The 19,857-nt window shown below is 69.2% G+C and carries 8 protein-coding genes and 2 pseudogenes; 8 read left to right on the top strand and 2 right to left on the bottom strand.

Going from position 1 to position 19,857, the window contains the following annotated elements:
* Nucleotides 1–81 precede the first annotated feature (81 nt).
* Nucleotides 82–3,252: a Tn3 family transposase gene (locus RLT59_RS08740; protein ID WP_311302888.1), complete on the bottom strand. Its 3,171-nt coding sequence runs from the start codon at nt 3,250–3,252 to the stop codon at nt 82–84.
* 63 nt (nt 3,253–3,315) lie between these two features.
* Between RLT59_RS08740 and RLT59_RS08735 the strand changes: the two are divergent.
* Nucleotides 3,316–3,501 (top strand): annotated as a pseudogene (locus RLT59_RS08735) (alpha/beta fold hydrolase); the annotation flags it as partial.
* Here the strand turns inward: RLT59_RS08735 and RLT59_RS08730 are convergent.
* Nucleotides 3,498–6,125 (bottom strand): SpoIIE family protein phosphatase, encoded by a 2,628-nt coding sequence (locus RLT59_RS08730; protein ID WP_311302887.1) that lies wholly within the window; start codon nt 6,123–6,125, stop codon nt 3,498–3,500. The pseudogene RLT59_RS08735 and the gene RLT59_RS08730 sit on opposite strands and share 4 nt — an antisense overlap.
* A gap of 400 nt (nt 6,126–6,525) precedes the next feature.
* Here RLT59_RS08730 and RLT59_RS08725 point away from each other — a divergent pair, with 400 nt between their 5' ends.
* The 7 genes and pseudogenes from RLT59_RS08725 to RLT59_RS08695 all read left to right on the top strand — a co-directional run bounded on the left by RLT59_RS08725 (nt 6,526) and on the right by RLT59_RS08695 (nt 19,856).
* Nucleotides 6,526–12,000, top strand: a complete 5,475-nt coding sequence (locus tag RLT59_RS08725) for a HAMP domain-containing protein (protein WP_311302886.1) — start codon at nt 6,526–6,528, stop codon at nt 11,998–12,000.
* Between the two features lie 245 nt (nt 12,001–12,245).
* Entirely contained in the window at nt 12,246–12,923 is a 678-nt protein-coding gene (locus RLT59_RS08720) for a response regulator (protein ID WP_024494564.1), read from the top strand.
* Between the two features lie 158 nt (nt 12,924–13,081).
* Nucleotides 13,082–15,924, top strand: a pseudogene (locus tag RLT59_RS08715) (DNA translocase FtsK).
* Between the two features lie 236 nt (nt 15,925–16,160).
* Nucleotides 16,161–16,961, top strand: coding sequence for a helix-turn-helix domain-containing protein (locus tag RLT59_RS08710; protein WP_311302885.1), 801 nt, complete (start codon nt 16,161–16,163; stop codon nt 16,959–16,961).
* Nucleotides 16,962–17,092: 131 nt separating this feature from the next.
* Nucleotides 17,093–18,571, top strand: a complete 1,479-nt coding sequence (gene rimO, locus RLT59_RS08705; protein ID WP_311302884.1) for a 30S ribosomal protein S12 methylthiotransferase RimO — start codon at nt 17,093–17,095, stop codon at nt 18,569–18,571.
* Entirely contained in the window at nt 18,568–19,350 is a 783-nt protein-coding gene (gene pgsA, locus RLT59_RS08700; protein WP_311302883.1) for a CDP-diacylglycerol--glycerol-3-phosphate 3-phosphatidyltransferase, read from the top strand. Before rimO ends, pgsA begins: the two co-directional genes overlap by 4 nt.
* On the top strand, nt 19,347–19,856 hold the full coding sequence (locus RLT59_RS08695; RefSeq protein WP_311302882.1) for a CinA family protein: 510 nt from the start codon (nt 19,347–19,349) through the stop codon (nt 19,854–19,856). The genes pgsA and RLT59_RS08695 overlap by 4 nt, the downstream gene beginning before the upstream one ends.
* The last annotated feature ends 1 nt before the right edge of the window (nt 19,857 follow it).

The following is a 19,857-nucleotide window of genomic DNA, read 5'->3' as shown; positions in this document are numbered from 1 at the left end:
ATGGTGTGCAAGCTCGTCGAATACGCCCATTCGCTGGCGTGGTCACCGGCCCCACCTCGTGCGTCGGGTCCACCCTCATCGTCAGAGGCCGTCCGCTGAAAGGCGAAGTGCGCTGTCGTAGGGACCTGGCGGAACGTGGAGGTTAGCAGTGTCGTAGTCACCGAAACGCAGCACGTTGTCCCTGCGGTGCGGGCTGAGCGCGGCGATGTCGTCGGGATTTACCTCCCGGCCTTGGGCGGCCATCTGGCGCAGTGTGTCGGTCATGTCGACGGTGGTGGAGAAGATGATGCTGTTGGCCATCAGGTCGAGGAATTTGACGGCCTTCTCCTGGAGTTCGGGATCGCGGGAGCGCAGGTAGCCGTCTCCGCCGAAGTGGAGCCACTTCGTGTACCCGTTGTATGCCTCGGCCTTGTTCGTCGCCCTACTGATCTGTTCCCGTAGCTGTGGGTCCGACAGGTAGCGGAGCAGAACGATCGTCCGGACGGCGCGGCCGACCTCGCGGAAGGCCCTGTAGATCTGATTCTTGCGGGAGTGGTTGTTCAGGCGCCGCAGGAGGGTGACGGAGGACACGGTGCCTTCCCGTACCGACAGCCCGACCTGCATAAGGTCCTTCCAGCCATTCTCGATGAGCTGCCAGTCGATGCAGGTGCGCGGATCGGCGGAGAACAGCGCGTCGATATGCCAGTAGCGTGCTCGTGGGTCGGGGCGGTGGAAGGTGAGGTCCTGGAAGTTGCGGATCCGCGGCAGCAGGTCGATGCCGAGCAGGTGGGCGAGCCCGAAGACCGGGAAGGACTGCCCCTGGGTGTCGGCGTGCACGGTGTCCGGCTTGACCTCCGACTCGTTCGCGAGGAGCGAGTCGATGAGGTAGACGGCCTCCCACACCCCGCAGGGGATGAACCGGGAGAAGAGCGCGACGTAGGTGTCGGAGACGAGGTGGTGGGCGATCCCGCCGTAGCCGCCGTAGCGGATCGAGGTCTCGGCGAGCAGGTTGTCGATGACGGTGTCCATCATGGTGCCGTCCACCGCGGCCACCGACCCGTCACCCCACGCCGCGGTCAGGTCCAGGCCGGCGTGGGCGTTGACGACGTCGGCCCCGCACCGGTTGAGAACCGGGATGGTGAAGTGGCGCTTGGCGATCGCGCCGAGGGCGTGCGCGGCCACGCTGCCCCGCATGTGGCGCACCGCCTGGGCGGGGCCGAGCCCGGAGCCGTAGACGAAGGCGGTGGTCACGTAGCGCGGCAGGGGCTCCTTCAGCTTCGGCTCGCTGCCCGAGCGTGGGCCGGGCCGTTTCCACCACTCTGTCCAGTGCGCCGCCCGCGCCAGATGTTCCAGCACACTGCGGGCGGGAAGCCGGTCGGAGAGGGCTTCTTCCAGCTTCTCTGCGGAGTCGGTGCGCTCGCCGGCTCTGCGTACGGCGAGGGAGGGGACGCCGGTGACCGGGTCGATGGTGAGGTCCTTGTTGTCCGGGTACCCGGCGTCCACGGTTTCGGCGATCGTGGTGAGCCGCTCGCGGAGCCGAATGGTGAACTCGCTCGCGGTGGCTGGGAGGCCGGCCTGCTCGCAGAAGTCGGCGAGCTTGGGCTCGCACTGTTCCCAGGGCAGGAGCATGCGGGTCCAGTCACCGTAGTCCTCGGCGCCGATCACGGCGACATCACCGCAGCGCAGTTCCTCCACGAGACAGGCGAACACCATGGCCTCGAAATGGCGGCGGACCAGCATCCCCGGCTGTTCACGGGAGTAGACGGTCTTCAGCCACATCTTCGGCGCGAACGACAGGTCCAGCCGTACCAACTCCCCGTTCTCATCCCTGCGGGTGGGATGCGTGTCCGCCACGAGGGGTCGGGTGAGGTGCTGGTGAGCGAGGACGTGGTCCAGCGCGTCCAGCACGCTGCGGTCGGTCGAGGTCGCGGTGAACGACAGACGGCGGGCGGTCTTGAACATGGTCGGCCGGTCCGGCTTGAAAATGCGCTCCACCAGTGCCGTGTAGTTGCTGCCCCGGTAGGCGTCGAGGGCCTCCAGCTGCGCCAGTTGGGTGTCGAACCCGCCGCCCGTCTCGATCGCAGCCCGGGCGTTCTTCAGCGCCAGCAGGTCATCCAGCGACGCCTCCCCGTCCCACCCGCCGAGAGCGGCCTCGCCGCTGCCGCGCAGGGCGGTCAGTACATCCCGGAAGGTGGCCAGGAGTTGCTCGGTAGTCTCCTTCTGCCGCTTCTCGATCTCCAGCAGCTCTTCCTGGGCCCGCTTGAGGTGCCGGGACATGCGCTTGGAGAGCATCACCACGGTCTCGTCCCGCACCGCCGCCTGCATTTGCGCGAGCAGGCACACGGTCAGCGCGGTGCGGCGGGGCTCGGCGATGTCCTTCATCTCGCCCACCGACAGCACCTTCGCCTGCTCGGCCAGCGCGGCCACCTTCGCCGGCGGTGTCTTCCCCACCCAGAAGACGGCATCTCCCAGCCCGTCCACCGTCTCCATCCGCTCCGCATGGGCCCGGAACCGCGACCACGTCGCCCGCCGGGCGGGCTGCTTGATCCACGCGAACAGGCTCTGGTACTCGCCCTCGGCGACTTCCAGCATCCCCGCGACCCGCTCCCGCGCCGCGTCACTCATGCGCGCGACGATCGCCTCGCACTGCGCGGCTTCCACCTCGGAGCGGATACGGGAAGCCATCCGGTCCAATGTGGAGAACGCCGGCAGCTCCAGCCGCTCCTTCTGCCGGACCAACTCCTCCAGCGCCACGTTCACCAGGTCCGCGGTATGCGCCTTCACCTGCGCCGCCCCTCGCATCGCCGCCTCCGCGACCGCGCGGGCCTCGCCCGGCTTGTGTTTCAGCTCCAAGCGTTCACGTACGGCCGACCGGTAACGCTCCTCGCTCCGCTCGGAGTCCGCCTCTGGCACCGTCCCCGCAGCGAGCCCCGCCTGATCGCGCACATGGGCCACGACCACCTCGGGTATCTCCCCGAGCTTGGGGACACGGCCCAACCGCGCCGTGGACTTCAGCATCACCAGCAGCGCCAAGACCCGGCCTGGGCGGTCATGCGTACGATCACGCGCCCACGTCACCTCCTCCGCCGACGGCGTGAAGAACTCCCGCAACTCTCGTTCCGAGATCAGCCTCTTGAACCTCGGATACGCCGTCCGCTCCAGCGACGCCACACCAACCGCCCCACGCCCGACCGACTGACAGCGGCCACCATAGACAGCGACGATCCCGGCAGCGGAGGCCAGGGCCAGATCACGGAACGTAGGCACACTCACCGTATTCGAGCGTCACGCTCTGCCATGAAGTGGCGGCTTTTACGCGTATCTCCTCCGCCCACCACATTGGTGATCCACGGCCTCGACGACACATTGATCGACCCCAGCGGCGGGAAGCGCACCGCGGAACTGGTGCCCGGTGCCGAACTCCCGATGATCCCCGACATGGGCCACGACCGCCCCCGCGAGCTCTGGCCCCGGCTCATCGACGCCCTGGTGTCGCACACCGGCCCCGCAGGCGGGGCCTAACCCGCCTGCGGCTCCGGGACGCGCATCGCCAGGATGGCCATGTCGTCCGAGGCGGGGTCCGCCGCGAACCGCTCGACCGCCCGCAGAATGCGTGCCGCCACCGCGCCGGCCGTCAGGCCCGTACAAGTGGCCAGTACGTCCGCCAGTCCGTCGTCGCCGAGCATGCGGGTGCCCTCACGGCGTTCGGTGACACCGTCGGTCACGCACAGCAGGACGTCGCCGGGATCGAGCGTCACCGTCTGCTCGTACAGCTCCAGATCCTCGATGACGCCCAGCAACGGCTGGGGCTCGGCCGCGGCCTCGACCGAGCCGTCCTGGCGCAGGCGCAGCGGCAGCGGATGCCCCGCACAGACCACCTTCAGCAGCGCGCTGCCGTCCTCCTGGGGCCACAGCTCGCCGTACAGCAGGGTCAGGAAGCGGCTGCGGGCGCCCTCGTCGAGGATGGCGGCGTTCAGCCGCTCCAGGACGGCGGGGCCGCCGAAGCCCTCGCGGGCCAGCAGGCGCAGGGCGTGGCGGGCCAGCCCCGTCACGGCCGCGGCCTCGGGGCCCGTGCCGCAGACGTCGCCGATGGCGAACCCGTAGGCGCCGTCCCGGATCGGGAAGACGTCGTAGAAGTCGCCGCCCACCTCGTTGCCCTCGCCGGCTGCCCGGTAGATGACCTCGATCTCGACATTGGGCACATCCGGCAGCCCCGGCGGCAGCAGGCTGCGCTGCAGGGACTGGCTGATCGCCATGCGCTCCGAGTAGAGGCGGGCGTTGTCGAGCGCCAGGGCGGCCCGGCGGGACAGGTCCTCGGCCAGTTCCAGGATCTCCTGGCGGAAATGGTCGTCGGACGGTTTGCCGAGCGTGAGCATGCCGATGACCCGGTTGCGGGCGACGAGCGGAAGGACCACCGTCTCCCCGCCCACCGCGGCCGCCGTCGCGAGCGTCGTACGGATACCCGCGCCCAGGCTGCCCGCGTCACCGAGGCCGATACTCCGCATCGAAGTGCGCAGGGCCGCCTGATGGGCCGCCTCGGAGGGGGCCGCCCAGGAGCGGGCGCCGGGGGCCGGCACCGGATCCGGCGGGGCGATCTTGGAGAGGAGGGCCTTGAGGCCGTCGATGAGCTCCTCGTCCTCGTGCAGCACGTACGAGAGGTACGGGTCGGAGGACTGGTCGGCGATCGTGTAGACGGCGCACCAGGTGGCCAGGGTGGGGACCGTCATCTGAGCCATCAGCGCCAGGGTCTGGTCCCGGTCGAGCGTGCCTGCCAGCAGGTCCGAGGCCTCGACGAGGAAGGAGAGCGAGCCGCGTCTCAGCCGTTCCAGTTCGCCCAGGCGGGCCGACTCGACGGCCAGGGCGATGCGGTCGGCCGCGAACTGGAGGCGCAGGGCCTCCTCGTTCGAGTACCGACCCGCGGCCTCCGCCGCGACGCCCAGGGAGCCCGTCAGACGGCCCTCGACCTTCAGCGGGACGGTGACCACCGAACGCATACCGGTGTTGCCCAGCAGCGGGACGGCGCCCGGAACGGCGTCGAGGTCCTCGTGGACCGCGGGCATGCGGGCCGAGCCGTACCGTCCGGTGCCTGCCTCCACGGGGACGCGGGCGAAGCGCTGGCGGGCCGAGGGGAGGCCGGTCGTGGCCCGCACCTCCAGCTCGGTCTCGTCGTCCGTGGCCAGCAGCAGGAACGCGGCGTCGGCGTCGAGCATGTCGCGGGCCCGCTCGACGGTGCGCTGGAGCAGTCCGTCGAGGTCGTCGGGGGCGGGGGAGCCGATGAAGACCTCGAAGGGGTCCGTCTTGCGGCTCTCCGTGCCGTTGTCGGTGACGGGGGTGCGTACCGGTGACTGGAGCACGGCCCGCTCGTAGTCGCGGACCAGCAGACAGACCGTCGAGGGCTCGCCCCGGGTGTCCCGTACGCGCAGGTGGGAGCCGTAGACCGGGATGGTGCGGCCGTCGGCGCCCCGGATGCCGTAGCTGCCCTCCCAGCGGGAGAGGCGGAGCGCGTCGGCGATACCGGTGTTGGTTCCGGGAGTCTGCGGCCAGGCGGTGAGGTCGGTGAGCTGCTTGCCGATGACCTGCTCGACGGTGTATCCGAACAGATACGCGGCGTCGTCGTTCCACGCGGCGATGGCGCCGACGCTGTCGATCTGGACGACGGCGACCCGGACGCGTTCGTCGGTGACCGGGAGCAGGTCGACGGGGAGCAGCGGGCCCGCGGAGCGGATGCCCACCGGGCGGTCGGGGAGGTCGAGCTGGAACCAGACGTGCTTGTGCGCGGGGGAGTACTCGACGCCCCAGCGCGAGGCGAGCGCGGCGCACAGGAGCAGCCCCCGGCCGCCCTCGCGGTCCGGGCTGCCGAAATCGGGGCCCGCGGACTGCAGCGGGATCTCCCGTTCCGGATAGTGGTCCGAGATCTCGACCCGGACGCCGTCCTCCGTACGAAGGCACAGCACGTCCGCCGCGGTGCCCGCGTGGACCACGGCATTGGTGACCAGCTCGCTGGTGAGGACGACGGCATCGTCGACGACGTCGGTGTATCCCCACCCCTGGAGGGTGTCGCGGACAAAGGCGCGGGCGGTCGCGACGGAGCGCCCGACCGGGTCGAAGGTGGCAGCCGCGCGCGCCGTGATCACAGCACTCCCCATATGGTGTCTCGTCGCTTCCCCGAGTCCTGTGCCCGTTTCTAGCCGCTTCGATTCGCTTGCCAGGCTAGACGCTCCCCTCGGGTACCGGGTACACGAGGGCAGACTTGGGGCGAGGACGGAGGGATACGGGCCTGTGACCGGGCAAGTGTGGGCTTCCCGAAGAAGGGATGTGGGACAACCATGGGACGTTCCACCCCGACCGGTTCCGGCCTGGTAGGTTTCAACGATTTGACGTCTGCATAGTCACCCGTCAACGGTGTGCTGTGGCGGTGAGCCATTGAGGATCTGGGCAAGCTCCCAGAGAAGACCCGAGCGATACGGTCAACCCTGCGGGAGGGACACGGTGGAGTCTGGCGTGGCGGCGCGGGGAACAGGCACGCGCACTAGAGGCGGACAGTCCGTGAAGAAGCAGCGCAATGGAACCATCGAAGTCGACGCCGCAGCGCTCAACAGACTGCTGGCCGGTCTGGTGGCCATGCGTGACGGCAACTTCCGCAGGCGCCTGACCGTCTCCGGTGACGGTGTGATGGCGGAGGTCGCCGCCGTCTTCAACGAGGTCGCCGACCGCAATGTCCACCTCACGGGTGAGCTCGCCCGGGTACGGCGGGTGGTCGGACGGGAGGGCAAGCTCACCGAGCGGCTGGAGACCGGCGCCTGCGAAGGGGCCTGGGCCGCCGCGATCGACGCCTCCAATGAGCTCGTCGACGACCTCGCGCGCCCCGTGTCCGAGGTCGGACGGGTGCTGTCGGCGGTGGCCGACGGTGACCTCGGGCAGCGGATGGAGCTCCGGTCGCACTCCACCGACGAGACGGTACGGCCGCTGCGGGGCGAGTTCCTGAAGGTTGCCCGTACGGTCAACAACCTCGTCGACCAGCTGTCGGCGTTCACCGAGCAGGTGACGCGGGTCGCGGTCGAGGTGGGGACAGAGGGCAAGCTGGGCGGACAGGCCCAGGTGCGCGGCATGTCCGGGTCCTGGAAGGACCTCACGGACTCCGTGAACACCATGGCCTTCCGGCTGACCGCGCAGGTGCGCGACATCGCCCTGGTGACGACGGCGGTCGCCAAGGGAGACCTGTCCCGGAAGGTCACCGTCCATGTGGCGGGCGAGATGGCTCAGCTGAAGAACACCGTGAACACGATGGTCGACCAGCTGTCGTCGTTCTCCTCAGAGGTGACCAGGGTCGCCCGTGAGGTCGGTACGGAGGGCGAGCTGGGCGGGCAGGCGACCGTGCCGGGCGTGGCCGGGGTGTGGAAGGACCTCACCGACTCCGTCAACACGATGGCGGGCAACCTCACCTCCCAGGTGCGCGGCATCGCGGAGGTGACGACGGCGGTCGCCAACGGCGACCTGTCGCAGAAGGTCCGGGTGAGTGCGCGCGGCGAGGTCGCCCAGCTCGCGGAGACCATCAACCAGATGACCGAGACGCTGCGCACCTTCGCGGACGAGGTCACCCGGGTGGCCAGCGAGGTCGGCGGCGGCGGTGTGCTGGGCGGACAGGCGCAGGTGCCGGGTGCCGCGGGGACGTGGAAGGACCTCACCGACTCGGTGAACACCGTCTTCCGCAACCTGACGACCCAGGTGCGGGACATCGCGCAGGTGACCACGGCGGTGGCCAGCGGCGACATGACGCAGAAGGTCACCGTCGACGTGGCCGGCGAGATGCTCGAACTCAAGAACACCGTCAACACCATGGTCGACCAGCTCCAGTCGTTCGGCTCCGAGGTGACCCGGGTGGCCCGGGAGGTCGGCGTCGAGGGCCGGCTGGGCGGCCAGGCGGAGGTGCCCGGCGCGGCCGGTACCTGGAAGGACCTCACGGACTCCGTGAACACGGCGTTCCGGAACCTGACGGGCCAGGTGCGGGACATCGCGCAGGTGACGACGGCGGTCGCCAACGGTGACCTGTCGCAGAAGGTCACGGTCGATGTCGCGGGCGAGATGCTCGAACTGAAGAACACCGTGAACACCATGGTGGCGCAGCTGTCGTCGTTCGCGGACCAGGTGACGCGGATGGCGCGGGACGTGGGCACCGAGGGCCGCCTCGGCGGTCAGGCGCGCGTCGACGGTGTCTCCGGTACGTGGAAGGAGCTCACCGACTCCGTCAACTTCATGGCGGGGAACCTGACCTCCCAGGTGCGCCAGATCGCCCAGGTGACCACGGCGGTGGCGCGGGGCGACCTGTCGCAGAAGATCGACGTGGACGCGCGCGGCGAGATCCTGGAGCTGAAGAACACCATCAACACGATGGTCGACCAGCTCTCCGCCTTCGCCGAGCAGGTGACCCGGGTGGCCCGCGAGGTGGGCACCGACGGGCGGCTCGGCGGTCAGGCGCAGGTGCCCGGCGTGGCCGGTGTGTGGCGCGATCTGACCGACTCGGTGAACGGCATGGCGGGGAACCTCACCGCTCAGGTCCGTAACATCGCGCAGGTCGCCACGGCGGTGGCGCGCGGTGACCTGTCGCAGAAGATCGACGTGGACGCGCGTGGCGAGATCCTGGAGCTCAAGAACACCCTCAACACCATGGTCGACCAGCTGTCGAACTTCGCGGAGCAGGTGACCAGGGTCGCCCGTGAGGTGGGCACGGAGGGCATTCTCGGCGGCCAGGCCGAGGTGCAGGGCGTGTCCGGTACGTGGAAGGACCTCACGCAGTCCGTCAACGGCATGGCGAACAACCTGACCCTCCAGGTCCGCAACATCGCGGAGGTCACCACCGCGGTGGCCAAGGGAGACCTCTCCAAGAAGATCACTGTCGACGCCAAGGGCGAGATCCTCGAACTGGTCACGACCGTCAACACGATGGTCGACCAGCTGATGAACTTCGGTGACGAGGTGACGCGGGTCGCCCGTGAGGTGGGTACCGAGGGCATCCTCGGTGGCCAGGCGCGGGTGCGCGGTGCCACGGGCATCTGGAAGGACCTCAGCGAGAACGTCAACCTGATGGCCAACAACCTGACCAGTCAGGTGCGGAACATCTCCCGGGTCTCGTCCGCCGTCGCCAACGGTGACCTGACGAAGAAGGTCACCGTCGAGGCACGCGGCGAGGTGGCCGAACTGGCGGACACCGTCAACACGATGGTGACGACGCTGTCCTCGTTCGCGGACGAGGTGACCCGGGTCGCCCGCGAGGTGGGTACCGAAGGCGAACTGGGCGGACAGGCGCGGGTTCCCGGGGTCGCGGGTACCTGGAAGGACCTCACCGAGTCCGTGAACTCGATGGCGTCCAATCTGACCGGTCAGGTGCGCCAGATCGCCACCGTCACCACGGCCATCGCGAAGGGCGATCTCACCAAGAAGATCGACATCGATGCCCGCGGCGAGATCCAGGAGCTCAAGAACACCATCAACACGATGGTGGACCAGCTGTCCTCCTTCGCGGAGCAGGTGACCCGGGTGGCCCGGGAGGTGGGTACCGAGGGGCAGCTGGGCGGCCAGGCCCGTGTCCGGGGTGTCGACGGCACCTGGCGCGACCTCACCGAGTCGGTGAACGAGATGGCCGGAAACCTCACCCGTCAGGTGCGCGCCATCGCGGCCGTGGCCACCGCGGTGACCCGCGGCGATCTCAACCTGAAGATCGACGTGGACGCGGCCGGCGAGATCCAGGCGCTGCAGGGCAACATCAACACGATGATCGCCAACCTGCGTGACACCACGGCGACCAACAAGGAGCAGGACTGGCTCAAGGGCAACCTCGCCCGGATCTCCGGCCTGATGCAGGGGCGGCGCGATCTCGACGACGTGGCCTCGCTGATCATGAGCGAGCTGACCCCGGTCGTCTCCGCCCAGCACGGCGCGTTCTTCCTGGCCATGGCCACCGGCGACACCGACGCGCTGGGCGCGGAGGGCGACAAGGAGGGGGCGTACGTGCTCCGGATGCGGGGCAGCTACGGCTACTCCGCAGGCTCCATGCCGACGTCCTTCCGGCCCGGCGAGACGCTCATCGGCACGGCCGCGGAGGAGAAGCGGACGATTCAGGTGGACAACGTTCCGCCGGGTTACCTGAAGATCTCCTCCGGCCTCGGTGAGGCGCCGCCCGCGCATGTGATCGTGCTGCCGGTGCTCTTCGAGGGGAAGGTCCTCGGAGTGATCGAACTGGCCTCCTTCCAGCCGTTCACCCATATCCAGCGGGACTTCCTCAACCAGCTCGCGGAGATGATCGCCACGAGCGTCAACACCATCAGCGTCAATACGACCACCGAGAAACTGCTGGAACAGTCGCAGGAACTGACCGAGCAATTGCGGGACCGCTCACAGGAGTTGGAGAACCGGCAGAAGGCCCTCCAGGCGTCCAACGCGGAACTGGAGGAGAAGGCCGAGCTGCTCGCCCAGCAGAACCGCGACATCGAGGTCAAGAACACCGAGATCGAGGAGGCGCGGCAGGTCCTGGAGGAGCGCGCCGAGCAGCTCGCGGTCTCGATGCGCTACAAGTCGGAGTTCCTGGCGAACATGTCGCACGAGCTGCGTACGCCACTCAATTCGCTGCTCATTCTGGCCAAATTGCTGGCGGACAACGCCGAGGGCAACCTGTCACCGAAGCAGGTGGAATTCGCCGAGACGATCCACGGCGCCGGATCCGACCTGCTCCAGCTGATCAACGACATCCTTGATCTGTCGAAGGTCGAGGCGGGCAAGATGGATGTCAGCCCGACCCGGATCGCGCTGGTCCAGCTGGTCGATTACGTGGAGGCGACATTCCGCCCGCTCACCGCGGAGAAGGGGCTGGACTTCTCCGTCAGGGTGTCGCCGGAACTTCCGGCGACGCTGCACACCGACGAGCAGCGGCTGCTCCAGGTGTTGCGCAACCTCCTTTCCAACGCGGTGAAGTTCACCGACAGCGGTGCGGTCGAGCTGGTGATCCGGCATGCGGGGGCGGAGGTGCCGAACGCCATCCGGGAACAGTTGCTGGAGGCCGGTTCGCTGCGTGACGCCGATGCCGATCTGATCGCGTTCTCGGTGACCGACACCGGTATCGGGATCGCCTCCAGCAAGATGCTGGTGATCTTCGAGGCGTTCAAGCAGGCGGACGGCACGACCAGCCGCAAGTACGGCGGTACGGGCCTGGGCCTCTCCATCAGCCGGGAGATCGCCCGGCTGCTGGGCGGCGAGATCCACGCGGCGAGCGAGCCCGGCCGGGGCTCGACCTTCACGCTGTACCTGCCGCTGCACCCGAGCGAACTCCCGCCGCAGGGTTACCCGCAGATCGGCCCCGGCCCCATCGAGACGCATGGTGCCGGGGTCGAGAGCGGGCGGCTGCCCGAGGCCGGCCAGGGGCTCGGAGAGGGTTTCCAGGACTTCGGACGGGAGATGGGCCAGCAGGGCGGCGGCCACGACCAGAGTGGCGCCGCAGGGCTGTTCAGGCGCCGCCGCAAGGCGCTGGGCGGCTCCGGGCAGCAGCCCGCACTGCCGGAGGCCCCCGCGGCCCCCCAGGCGCCCAGGAGCGCTCCGCAGGAGTCCTGGACGCCCGCGGTCCAGGAGGAGCCAGAGGTCCGCAGGACGTTCCGGTTCAACGGCGAGAAGGTGCTGATCGTCGACGACGACATCAGGAACGTCTTCGCGCTCACCTCCGTGCTGGAGCAGCACGGACTGGCCGTTCTGTACGCGGAGAACGGGCGCGAGGGGATCGAAGTCCTTGAGCAGCACGACGATGTGACGGTCGTACTGATGGACATCATGATGCCGGAGATGGACGGTTACGCGACGACCTCGGCGATCCGCAGGATGCCGCAGTTCGCCGGGCTGCCGATCGTCGCGCTGACGGCCAAGGCGATGAAGGGCGACCGGGAGAAGGCGATCGAGTCGGGAGCCTCCGACTACGTCACCAAGCCGGTCGATCCTGATCATCTTCTTTCCGTCATGGAGGGTTGGATGCGCGGAGAGTGATCGTCGATTGAGCGAATCAATGATGATTTGTTGATCGAGTGTGTCCGAAGTGGTGTGGGAATGCGGTATCCGGGGAACCTTTTGGTCTCTCACCGCGTTTCTGGTATGTGCACAGTGACATCGCGGTGACAGGGTGTGGTGACGGGCGGGGTGCGGCTACCATGACCGGCACAAGGACGGACGGCGTAAGGGAGTCGTCCCCTGGGGCGGCGCCCGGTGCAATTCCGGGGCGAGGAGGACGGGCCATGGTGCCGAAGGCCAAGATCCTCCTGGTCGATGACCGGCCGGAGAATCTGCTGGCGCTGGAGGCCATCCTCTCTGCGCTCGATCAGACACTGGTGCGGGCATCGTCAGGGGAGGAAGCGCTCAAAGCGCTGCTCACGGACGACTTTGCGGTCATTCTGCTGGATGTGCAGATGCCGGGCATGGACGGTTTCGAAACCGCCGCGCACATCAAGCGGCGGGAACGGACACGGGACATCCCGATCATCTTCCTCACCGCGATCAATCATGGTCCGCATCACACCTTCCGGGGTTATGCGGCCGGCGCGGTGGACTACATCTCGAAGCCGTTCGACCCGTGGGTGCTGCGGGCGAAGGTCTCGGTCTTCGTCGAGCTGTACATGAAGAACTGCCAGCTCCGCGAGCAGGCCGCGCTGCTGCGGCTCCAGCTCGAAGGGGGCGTGCCCGCGGGTGCGAACCACGAGAAGGAGCCCGCCGGGCTGCTGGCCGAACTCTCCGCACGGCTCGCGGCCGTCGAGGAGCAGGCCGAGGCGCTGTCCAAGCAGCTCGACGACGAGTCGGCGGACGCCGGAGCGGTGGCCACCGCCGCCCATCTCGAACGGAAACTGACCGGGCTGCGCCGGGCGCTGGACGCCCTGGAGCCCGGCACCAACGGCGGACCCGCCCCGCTCACCTCGTAGCGCGTCGGGCCACGGCCCGTACCGCCCTTTCCCGGCAGGTGCCTTCGGGTCCCGGCTGCGACAAGTGCCCGGCGGGGCGGGCCGGTCGGCGGTCCACGCGGGGTGCGGAGCGGGTGAGGGCGCGTCAGTTCGCGTCCTCCGCAGGACGACACGGTCGGGTGAACGGGCCCGCGCACGTGTTCACCACCGCGGACAACGGTAACCTCGGCCCATGGCCTCACGTACGTCCGGCAAGGGTTCCCAGGGCACGGCGGGCACCGCGAAGCGCGTCGGCGGTGGCCCGGGTCCGGCGAAGAAAGCCGCGCCCGCGAAGAAGGCGGCTGCCAAGAAGAGCGCGCCCCCCAGGAAGGCCCCCGCGAAGAAGGCGGTGGCCAAGAAAGCGGCCGCGCCCAGACCGGCGCCCTCACCCACCGGCGGTGTGTACCGCCTGGTGCGCGCGGTCTGGCTCGGCGCGGCCCACGCCATCGGCGCGATGTTCCGCGGCATAGGGCGTGGCGCCAAGGGGCTCGACCCCGCGCACCGCAAGGACGGTGTCGCGCTGCTGCTCCTCGGCCTCGCGCTGATCGTCGCCGCCGGCACCTGGTCGAATCTGCGCGGTCCCGTCGGTGATCTCGTCGAGATGCTCGTCACCGGCGCCTTCGGTCGGCTCGACCTGCTGGTGCCGATACTGCTGGGCGCCATCGCGGTACGGCTGATCCTCTATCCGGAGAAGCCAGAGGCCAACGGCCGGATCGTCATCGGACTGTCCGCGCTCGTCGTCGGGGTGCTCGGCCAGGTCCACATCGCCTGCGGATCACCCGGGCGCGAGGACGGCACGGAGGCCATGCAGGACGCGGGCGGGCTGATCGGCTGGGCCGCGTCCAAACCGCTGATCTTCACCATGGGCGAGGTGCTCGCCGTCCCGCTGCTCCTGCTGCTCACCGTCTTCGGCCTGCTGGTGGTCACGGCGACCCCGGTGAACGCCATCCCGCAGCGGCTGCGGCTGCTCGGCGTCCGGCTCGGGATCGTCGACCCCTTGGACGGCCCGGAGGCGGAGGACGGGAGCGACGACGAGCGGTACGGCGAGCAGTGGCGCGAGGCGCTGCCCGCCCGCTCCCGGCGCTCCTTCCGGCGTTCTGAGGCCCCCGAGGCGTCCGAGGATGTGTACGACACCGACCGCGTCGAGGCCGAGGCACTCGCCAAGCGCCGCGGCCGGCCGCGCAGGCCCTCCGTACAGCCCGCGATGAACCGCACCATGGACGCGGTCGACGTCGCGGCCGCCGCCGCAGCAGCGCTCGACGGAGCCGTGCTCAACGGCATGCCGCCCTCGCCCGTCGTCGCCGACCTCACCCAGGGCGTCTCCGTGGACCGCGAGCGCCCCGGCACCCCGGTACCGGGGGCCAGGGGAGAGGCGGAGCCCGCCCGGCGGCCCGGCGAGAAGGCGTCCTCGCCCTCCGGCGGCGTACCCGACCTGACCAAGCCGGTGCCCGAGCGCCCGGAGCCGCAGGGGCTGCCGGCCCGCGCCGAGCAGCTCCAGCTGTCCGGCGACATCACGTACTCGCTGCCCTCGCTCGATCTGCTGGAGCGCGGCGGCCCCGGCAAGACCCGCAGCGCCGCCAACGACGCGATCGTCGCGTCACTGACCAACGTCTTCACCGAGTTCAAGGTCGACGCGGCCGTCACCGGCTTCACCCGCGGGCCGACGGTGACGCGGTACGAGGTGGAGCTCGGCCCGGCCGTGAAGGTCGAGCGGATCACGGCGCTCGCCAAGAACATCGCGTACGCCGTCGCCAGCCCCGACGTCCGGATCATCTCCCCGATCCCGGGGAAGTCGGCGGTCGGCATCGAGATCCCCAACAGCGACCGCGAGATGGTCAACCTCGGAGACGTGCTCCGTCTCGCGGACGCGGCCGAGGACGACCACCCCATGCTCGTCGCGCTCGGCAAGAACGTCGAGGGCGGCTACGAGATGGCCAACCTGGCGAAGATGCCGCACGTCCTGGTGGCCGGTGCGACCGGTTCCGGAAAGTCCTCCTGCATCAACTGCCTGATCACCTCGGTGATGATAAGGGCGACCCCGGAGGACGTCCGTATGGTCCTGGTCGACCCCAAGCGCGTCGAGCTGACCGCGTACGAGGGCATTCCGCACCTGATCACGCCGATCATCACCAACCCGAAGAAGGCCGCGGAGGCCCTTCAGTGGGTCGTGCGCGAGATGGATCTGCGCTACGACGACCTCGCCGCGTTCGGGTACCGGCACATCGACGACTTCAACCACGCGGTGCGTACCGGAAAGCTCAAGACGCCCGAGGGCAGCGAACGGGAGCTCTCGCCGTACCCGTATCTGCTGGTGATCGTCGACGAGCTGGCCGACCTGATGATGGTCGCCCCGCGCGATGTCGAGGACTCGATCGTCCGCATCACCCAGCTGGCCCGCGCCGCCGGTATCCATCTGGTGCTCGCCACCCAGCGGCCCTCCGTGGACGTCGTCACCGGTCTGATCAAGGCGAACGTGCCCTCCAGACTCGCCTTCGCGACCTCGTCCCTCGCCGACAGCCGGGTCATCCTCGACCAGCCCGGAGCCGAGAAGCTCATCGGAAAGGGTGACGGACTGTTCCTGCCGATGGGGGCGAACAAACCGACCCGGATGCAGGGCGCCTTCGTCACGGAGGACGAGGTCGCCGCGGTGGTCCAGCACTGCAAGGACCAGATGGCCCCGGTGTTCCGCGAGGACGTGGTGGTCGGCACGAAGCAGAAGAAGGAGATCGACGAGGACATCGGCGACGACCTGGATCTGCTCTGCCAGGCTGCCGAACTGGTCGTCTCCACCCAGTTCGGATCCACCTCGATGCTCCAGCGCAAGCTGCGGGTGGGCTTCGCCAAGGCCGGCCGGCTGATGGACCTCATGGAGTCCCGGAACATCGTCGGACCCAGCGAGGGATCCAAGGCGCGCGACGTCATGGTGAAGCCGGACGAGCTCGACGGGGTGTTGGCGCTGATCCGCGGGGAATCCGGTTCGTGAGGGCTTTGACCCGTGCGGGTTTTGGTTCGTGAGGGTTTTGCGGGCAACCGTTTCGCCGGGTCGTACGTCAAGTTGAAGGGAGGGACGGCAGAGTGTCCTTCCGGGGGGCGGTCCGGCGCATCGGAGTCTGTTCGAATCTGATGGCGTACAAAGTGCTCCCTCCCGGTTGCCCCACCCTTTCCTAACCCCCCTAGACTGAACATCCAGCAGGTGGCTCACGCTCGAAAGGCGCCCCCGTGTCCATCGGCAACTCCCCCGAAGACGACCGGCCTTCGATCGGTCGAGTGCTCCAGCAGGCTCGAATCGCCGAAGGCCTCACGGTCGAAGAGGTCAGCACGTCCACCCGGGTGCGCATCCCCATCGTGCACGCGATCGAGGACGACGACTTCTCCCGCTGCGGCGGCGAGGTGTACGCGCGCGGCCACATCCGTACGCTGGCACGCGCCGTCTCCATCGATCCGGAACCGCTGGTCTCGCAGTTCGACGGCGAGCACGGCGGCCGTCCCTCGCCCACCCCGGCGGCTCCGCTGTTCGAAGCCGAGCGGATCCGTTCCGAACCCCGGCGGCCCAACTGGACCGCGGCCATGGTCGCGGCCATCGTCGCCGTGGTGGGGTTCGTCGGCTTCACCTTCTTCAAGGGCGGTGACGAGCCCTCGACCGCCGGCCGGGTCGCCGAAGGCCCGACGTCCGACAAGATCACCCCCAAGCCGGCGAGCAGCAAGCCCGCCGATCCCAAGCCGGCCCCCTCCGACAGCGCCATTGCCGCGGCGCCGCAGGACAAGGTGACGGTCAAGCTCAGCGCCAGTCAGGGCAAGAGCTGGATCTCCGCCAAGGACCACAACGGCCGGCTGCTCTTCGACGGGCTGCTCCAGCAGGGCCAGTCCAAGACGTTCCAGGACAAGGAGCGGGTCGACCTCGTCCTCGGTGACGCGGGTTCTGTCGAGCTCTTCGTCAACGGCAAGAAGGTCGAGGACCAGTTCCAGCCCGGTCAGGTCGAGCGGCTCTCGTACACCAAGGGTGACCCCGAGGTCGGCTGACCCGTACTCCACGGCTCACACACTGCGGCGAGCGCCCGGCCACCAGGCCGGGCGCTCGCCGCTCTGTCACTCCCTGTGACCGAGGAACCTGCACGCGGGGGCCAGTGCCGGGACAAAGTAGTCTTGAGCCCATGCCCGAACGCCGTACCGTCGCCCTTGTCACTCTTGGCTGCGCCCGTAACGAGGTGGACTCGGAGGAGCTCGCAGGCCGCTTGGCAGCGGACGGCTGGGAGCTCGTCGAGGATGCCTCCGATGCCGATGTCGCCGTGGTCAACACCTGTGGATTCGTCGAGGCCGCCAAGAAGGACTCCGTCGATGCCCTGCTCGAAGCCAATGATCTGAAGGACCACGGCCGCACCCAGGCCGTCGTCGCCGTCGGCTGCATGGCCGAGCGCTACGGCAAGGACCTCGCAGAGGCCCTGCCGGAAGCGGACGGAGTCCTCGGATTCGACGACTACGCAGACATCTCGGACCGCCTCCAGACCATCCTCAACGGAGGCATCCACGCCTCCCACACCCCGCGCGACCGCCGAAAGCTCCTGCCGGTCAGCCCGGCCGAGCGCCAGGACGCCACCGTCGCCCTGCCCGGCCACGCCCAGGAGGCCGCACCGGCCCCCGCCGATCTCCCGGAGGGCATCGCCCCGGTCTCCGGACCCCGGGCACCCCTGCGCCGCAGGCTGGGCACCAGCCCGGTCGCCTCGGTGAAGCTGGCCTCCGGCTGCGACCGCCGGTGCTCCTTCTGCGCCATCCCGTCCTTCCGCGGCTCCTTCATCTCGCGCCGCCCCTCGGACGTCCTGGGCGAGACCAGGTGGCTGGCCGAGCAGGGGGTGAAGGAGGTCATGCTGGTCTCCGAGAACAACACCTCGTACGGCAAGGACCTCGGTGACATCCGGCTGCTGGAGACGCTGCTGCCGGAGCTCGCGGGCGTCGACGGGATCGAGCGCATCCGGGTCAGCTATCTGCAGCCCGCCGAGATGCGGCCCGGCCTCATCGACGTGCTGACCTCGACGCCGAAGGTCGCGCCGTACTTCGACCTCTCCTTCCAGCACTCGGCCCCCGGCGTGCTGCGGGCGATGCGCAGGTTCGGGGACACCGACAGCTTCCTCGAACTTCTGGACACCATCCGGAGCAAGGCGCCGCACGCCGGTGCGCGCTCCAACTTCATCGTGGGCTTCCCCGGCGAGACCGAGGCGGACCTGGCTGAGCTGGAACGGTTCCTCACCGGTGCGCGCCTCGACGCCATCGGCGTCTTCGGCTACTCCGACGAGGACGGCACGGAGGCGGTCGGCTACGGCAACAAGCTGGACGCCGACATCATCGCGGAACGGCTCGCGCACATCTCGCAGCTGGCCGAGGAGCTGACCTCCCAGCGGGCGGAGGAACGTGTCGGGGAGACGCTCCAGGTGCTCGTGGAATCGGTCGAGGCGACCGAGGACGAGTCACGCGCCGTGGGCCGCGCGGCGCACCAGGCCCCGGAAACGGACGGCCAAGTGCTCTTCACGGCACGCGAGGGACTCGTCCCTGGCCGTATGGTCGAGGCAAAGGCAGTGGGCACCGAGGGCGTCGACCTGGTGGCGGAATGCCGTGAGCTTGCGGAGGTGGCCAGATGACCGGAGCGCCGGCATCCGCGACAGGGGGCTCCGGCGCTACGCCGGTCCGCGGCGGGAAGCTGGGCACTGCGGCCGTCAATCAGGCGAGCCTGTGGAACATCGCGAATCTCCTCACCATGGCGCGGCTGGTGCTGGTCCCCGGCTTCGTCATGCTGCTGCTCCACAACGGCGGATACGACCCGGCCTGGCGCTCCTTCGCCTGGGCGGCCTTCGCCATCGCGATGATCACCGACCTGTTCGACGGGCATCTGGCGCGTACGTACAACCTGGTCACCGACTTCGGGAAGATCGCCGACCCGATCGCGGACAAGGCGATCATGGGCGCTGCGCTGATCTGCCTGTCGTACCTGGGCGATCTGCCCTGGTGGGTCACGGGCGTGATCCTCTTCCGGGAGCTCGGCATCACCGTGCTGCGGTTCTGGGTGATCCGCCACGGGGTGATCCCGGCCAGCCGCGGCGGGAAGATGAAGACGCTGGCGCAGGGAACGGCGGTCGGGATGTACGTCCTGGCGCTGACCGGGCCGCTGGCGACGCTGCGGTTCTGGGTGATAGCGGTGGCCGTCGTGCTGACGGTCGTCACCGGTCTGGACTATGTGCGCCAGGCCATTGTGCTGCGTCGCCAGGGGCTCGCGGCGGAACGGTCCGCGGCGGCACAGGAGGCCGTCGAGGCGGCTGCGGAGGCGCCCGGGAGCAGCGAGGGCGCGGAGCGGGTCTCCGGCGCCTCAGACCGGGTCTCCGGGGCCTCAGGGGCCCGTGGTGCGGCGGAGGCCGAGCGGTGACAGCCGCGGCCCGGGTGCTGCGACTGCTCGTCGAGCGGGGCGAGACGCTGGCTGTGGCGGAGTCGCTGACCGGCGGCCTGGTCGCTGCGGAGTTGACGTCCGTACCCGGTGCCTCGCGGTCTTTCCGCGGGTCCGTGACGGCCTACGCGACCCCCCTCAAGAGTGAAGTCCTGGGTGTGGATCCAGCCCTTCTCGCGTCACGCGGTGCGGTGGACGCCGAAGTGGCCCGCCAGATGGCGGCGGGAGTACGCCGGGTACTGGGCGCGGACTGGGGCTTGGCCACCACCGGAGTAGCGGGCCCCGAGCCGCAGGACGGCCGGCCGGTGGGAACGGTCTTCGTCGCAGCCTGCGGGCCTGACGGCGAGGCGAAAGTGGCCACACTGAGGTTGAACGGCGGACGAGCGGACATTCGTAATGAGAGCGTACGGAGCGTGCTCGATCTGCTCTCCGGCGAACTCGGCGGGTACGCGAGCGCACAGGATACGGAACAGATCGGGGGGAATTGAT

Origin of the sequence: Streptomyces sp. ITFR-6, assembly GCF_031844725.1 — a bacterium.
GTDB lineage: Bacteria > Actinomycetota > Actinomycetes > Streptomycetales > Streptomycetaceae > Streptomyces.
The sequence above is the reverse complement of the archived record's forward strand: the minus strand, read 5'-3'. Positions and strand labels throughout refer to the sequence as shown.

What these genes read in the sequence shown, in the direction of transcription:
- pgsA (WP_311302883.1), top strand. Translation starts at nt 18,568, where the DNA reads ATGACCGGAGCGCCGGCATCCGCGACAGGGGGCTCCGGCGCTACGCCG.
- rimO (WP_311302884.1), top strand. Translation starts at nt 17,093, where the DNA reads ATGCCCGAACGCCGTACCGTCGCCCTTGTCACTCTTGGCTGCGCCCGT.
- RLT59_RS08720 (WP_024494564.1), top strand. Translation starts at nt 12,246, where the DNA reads ATGGTGCCGAAGGCCAAGATCCTCCTGGTCGATGACCGGCCGGAGAAT.
- RLT59_RS08730 (WP_311302887.1), bottom strand. Translation starts at nt 6,125, where the DNA reads ATGGGGAGTGCTGTGATCACGGCGCGCGCGGCTGCCACCTTCGACCCG.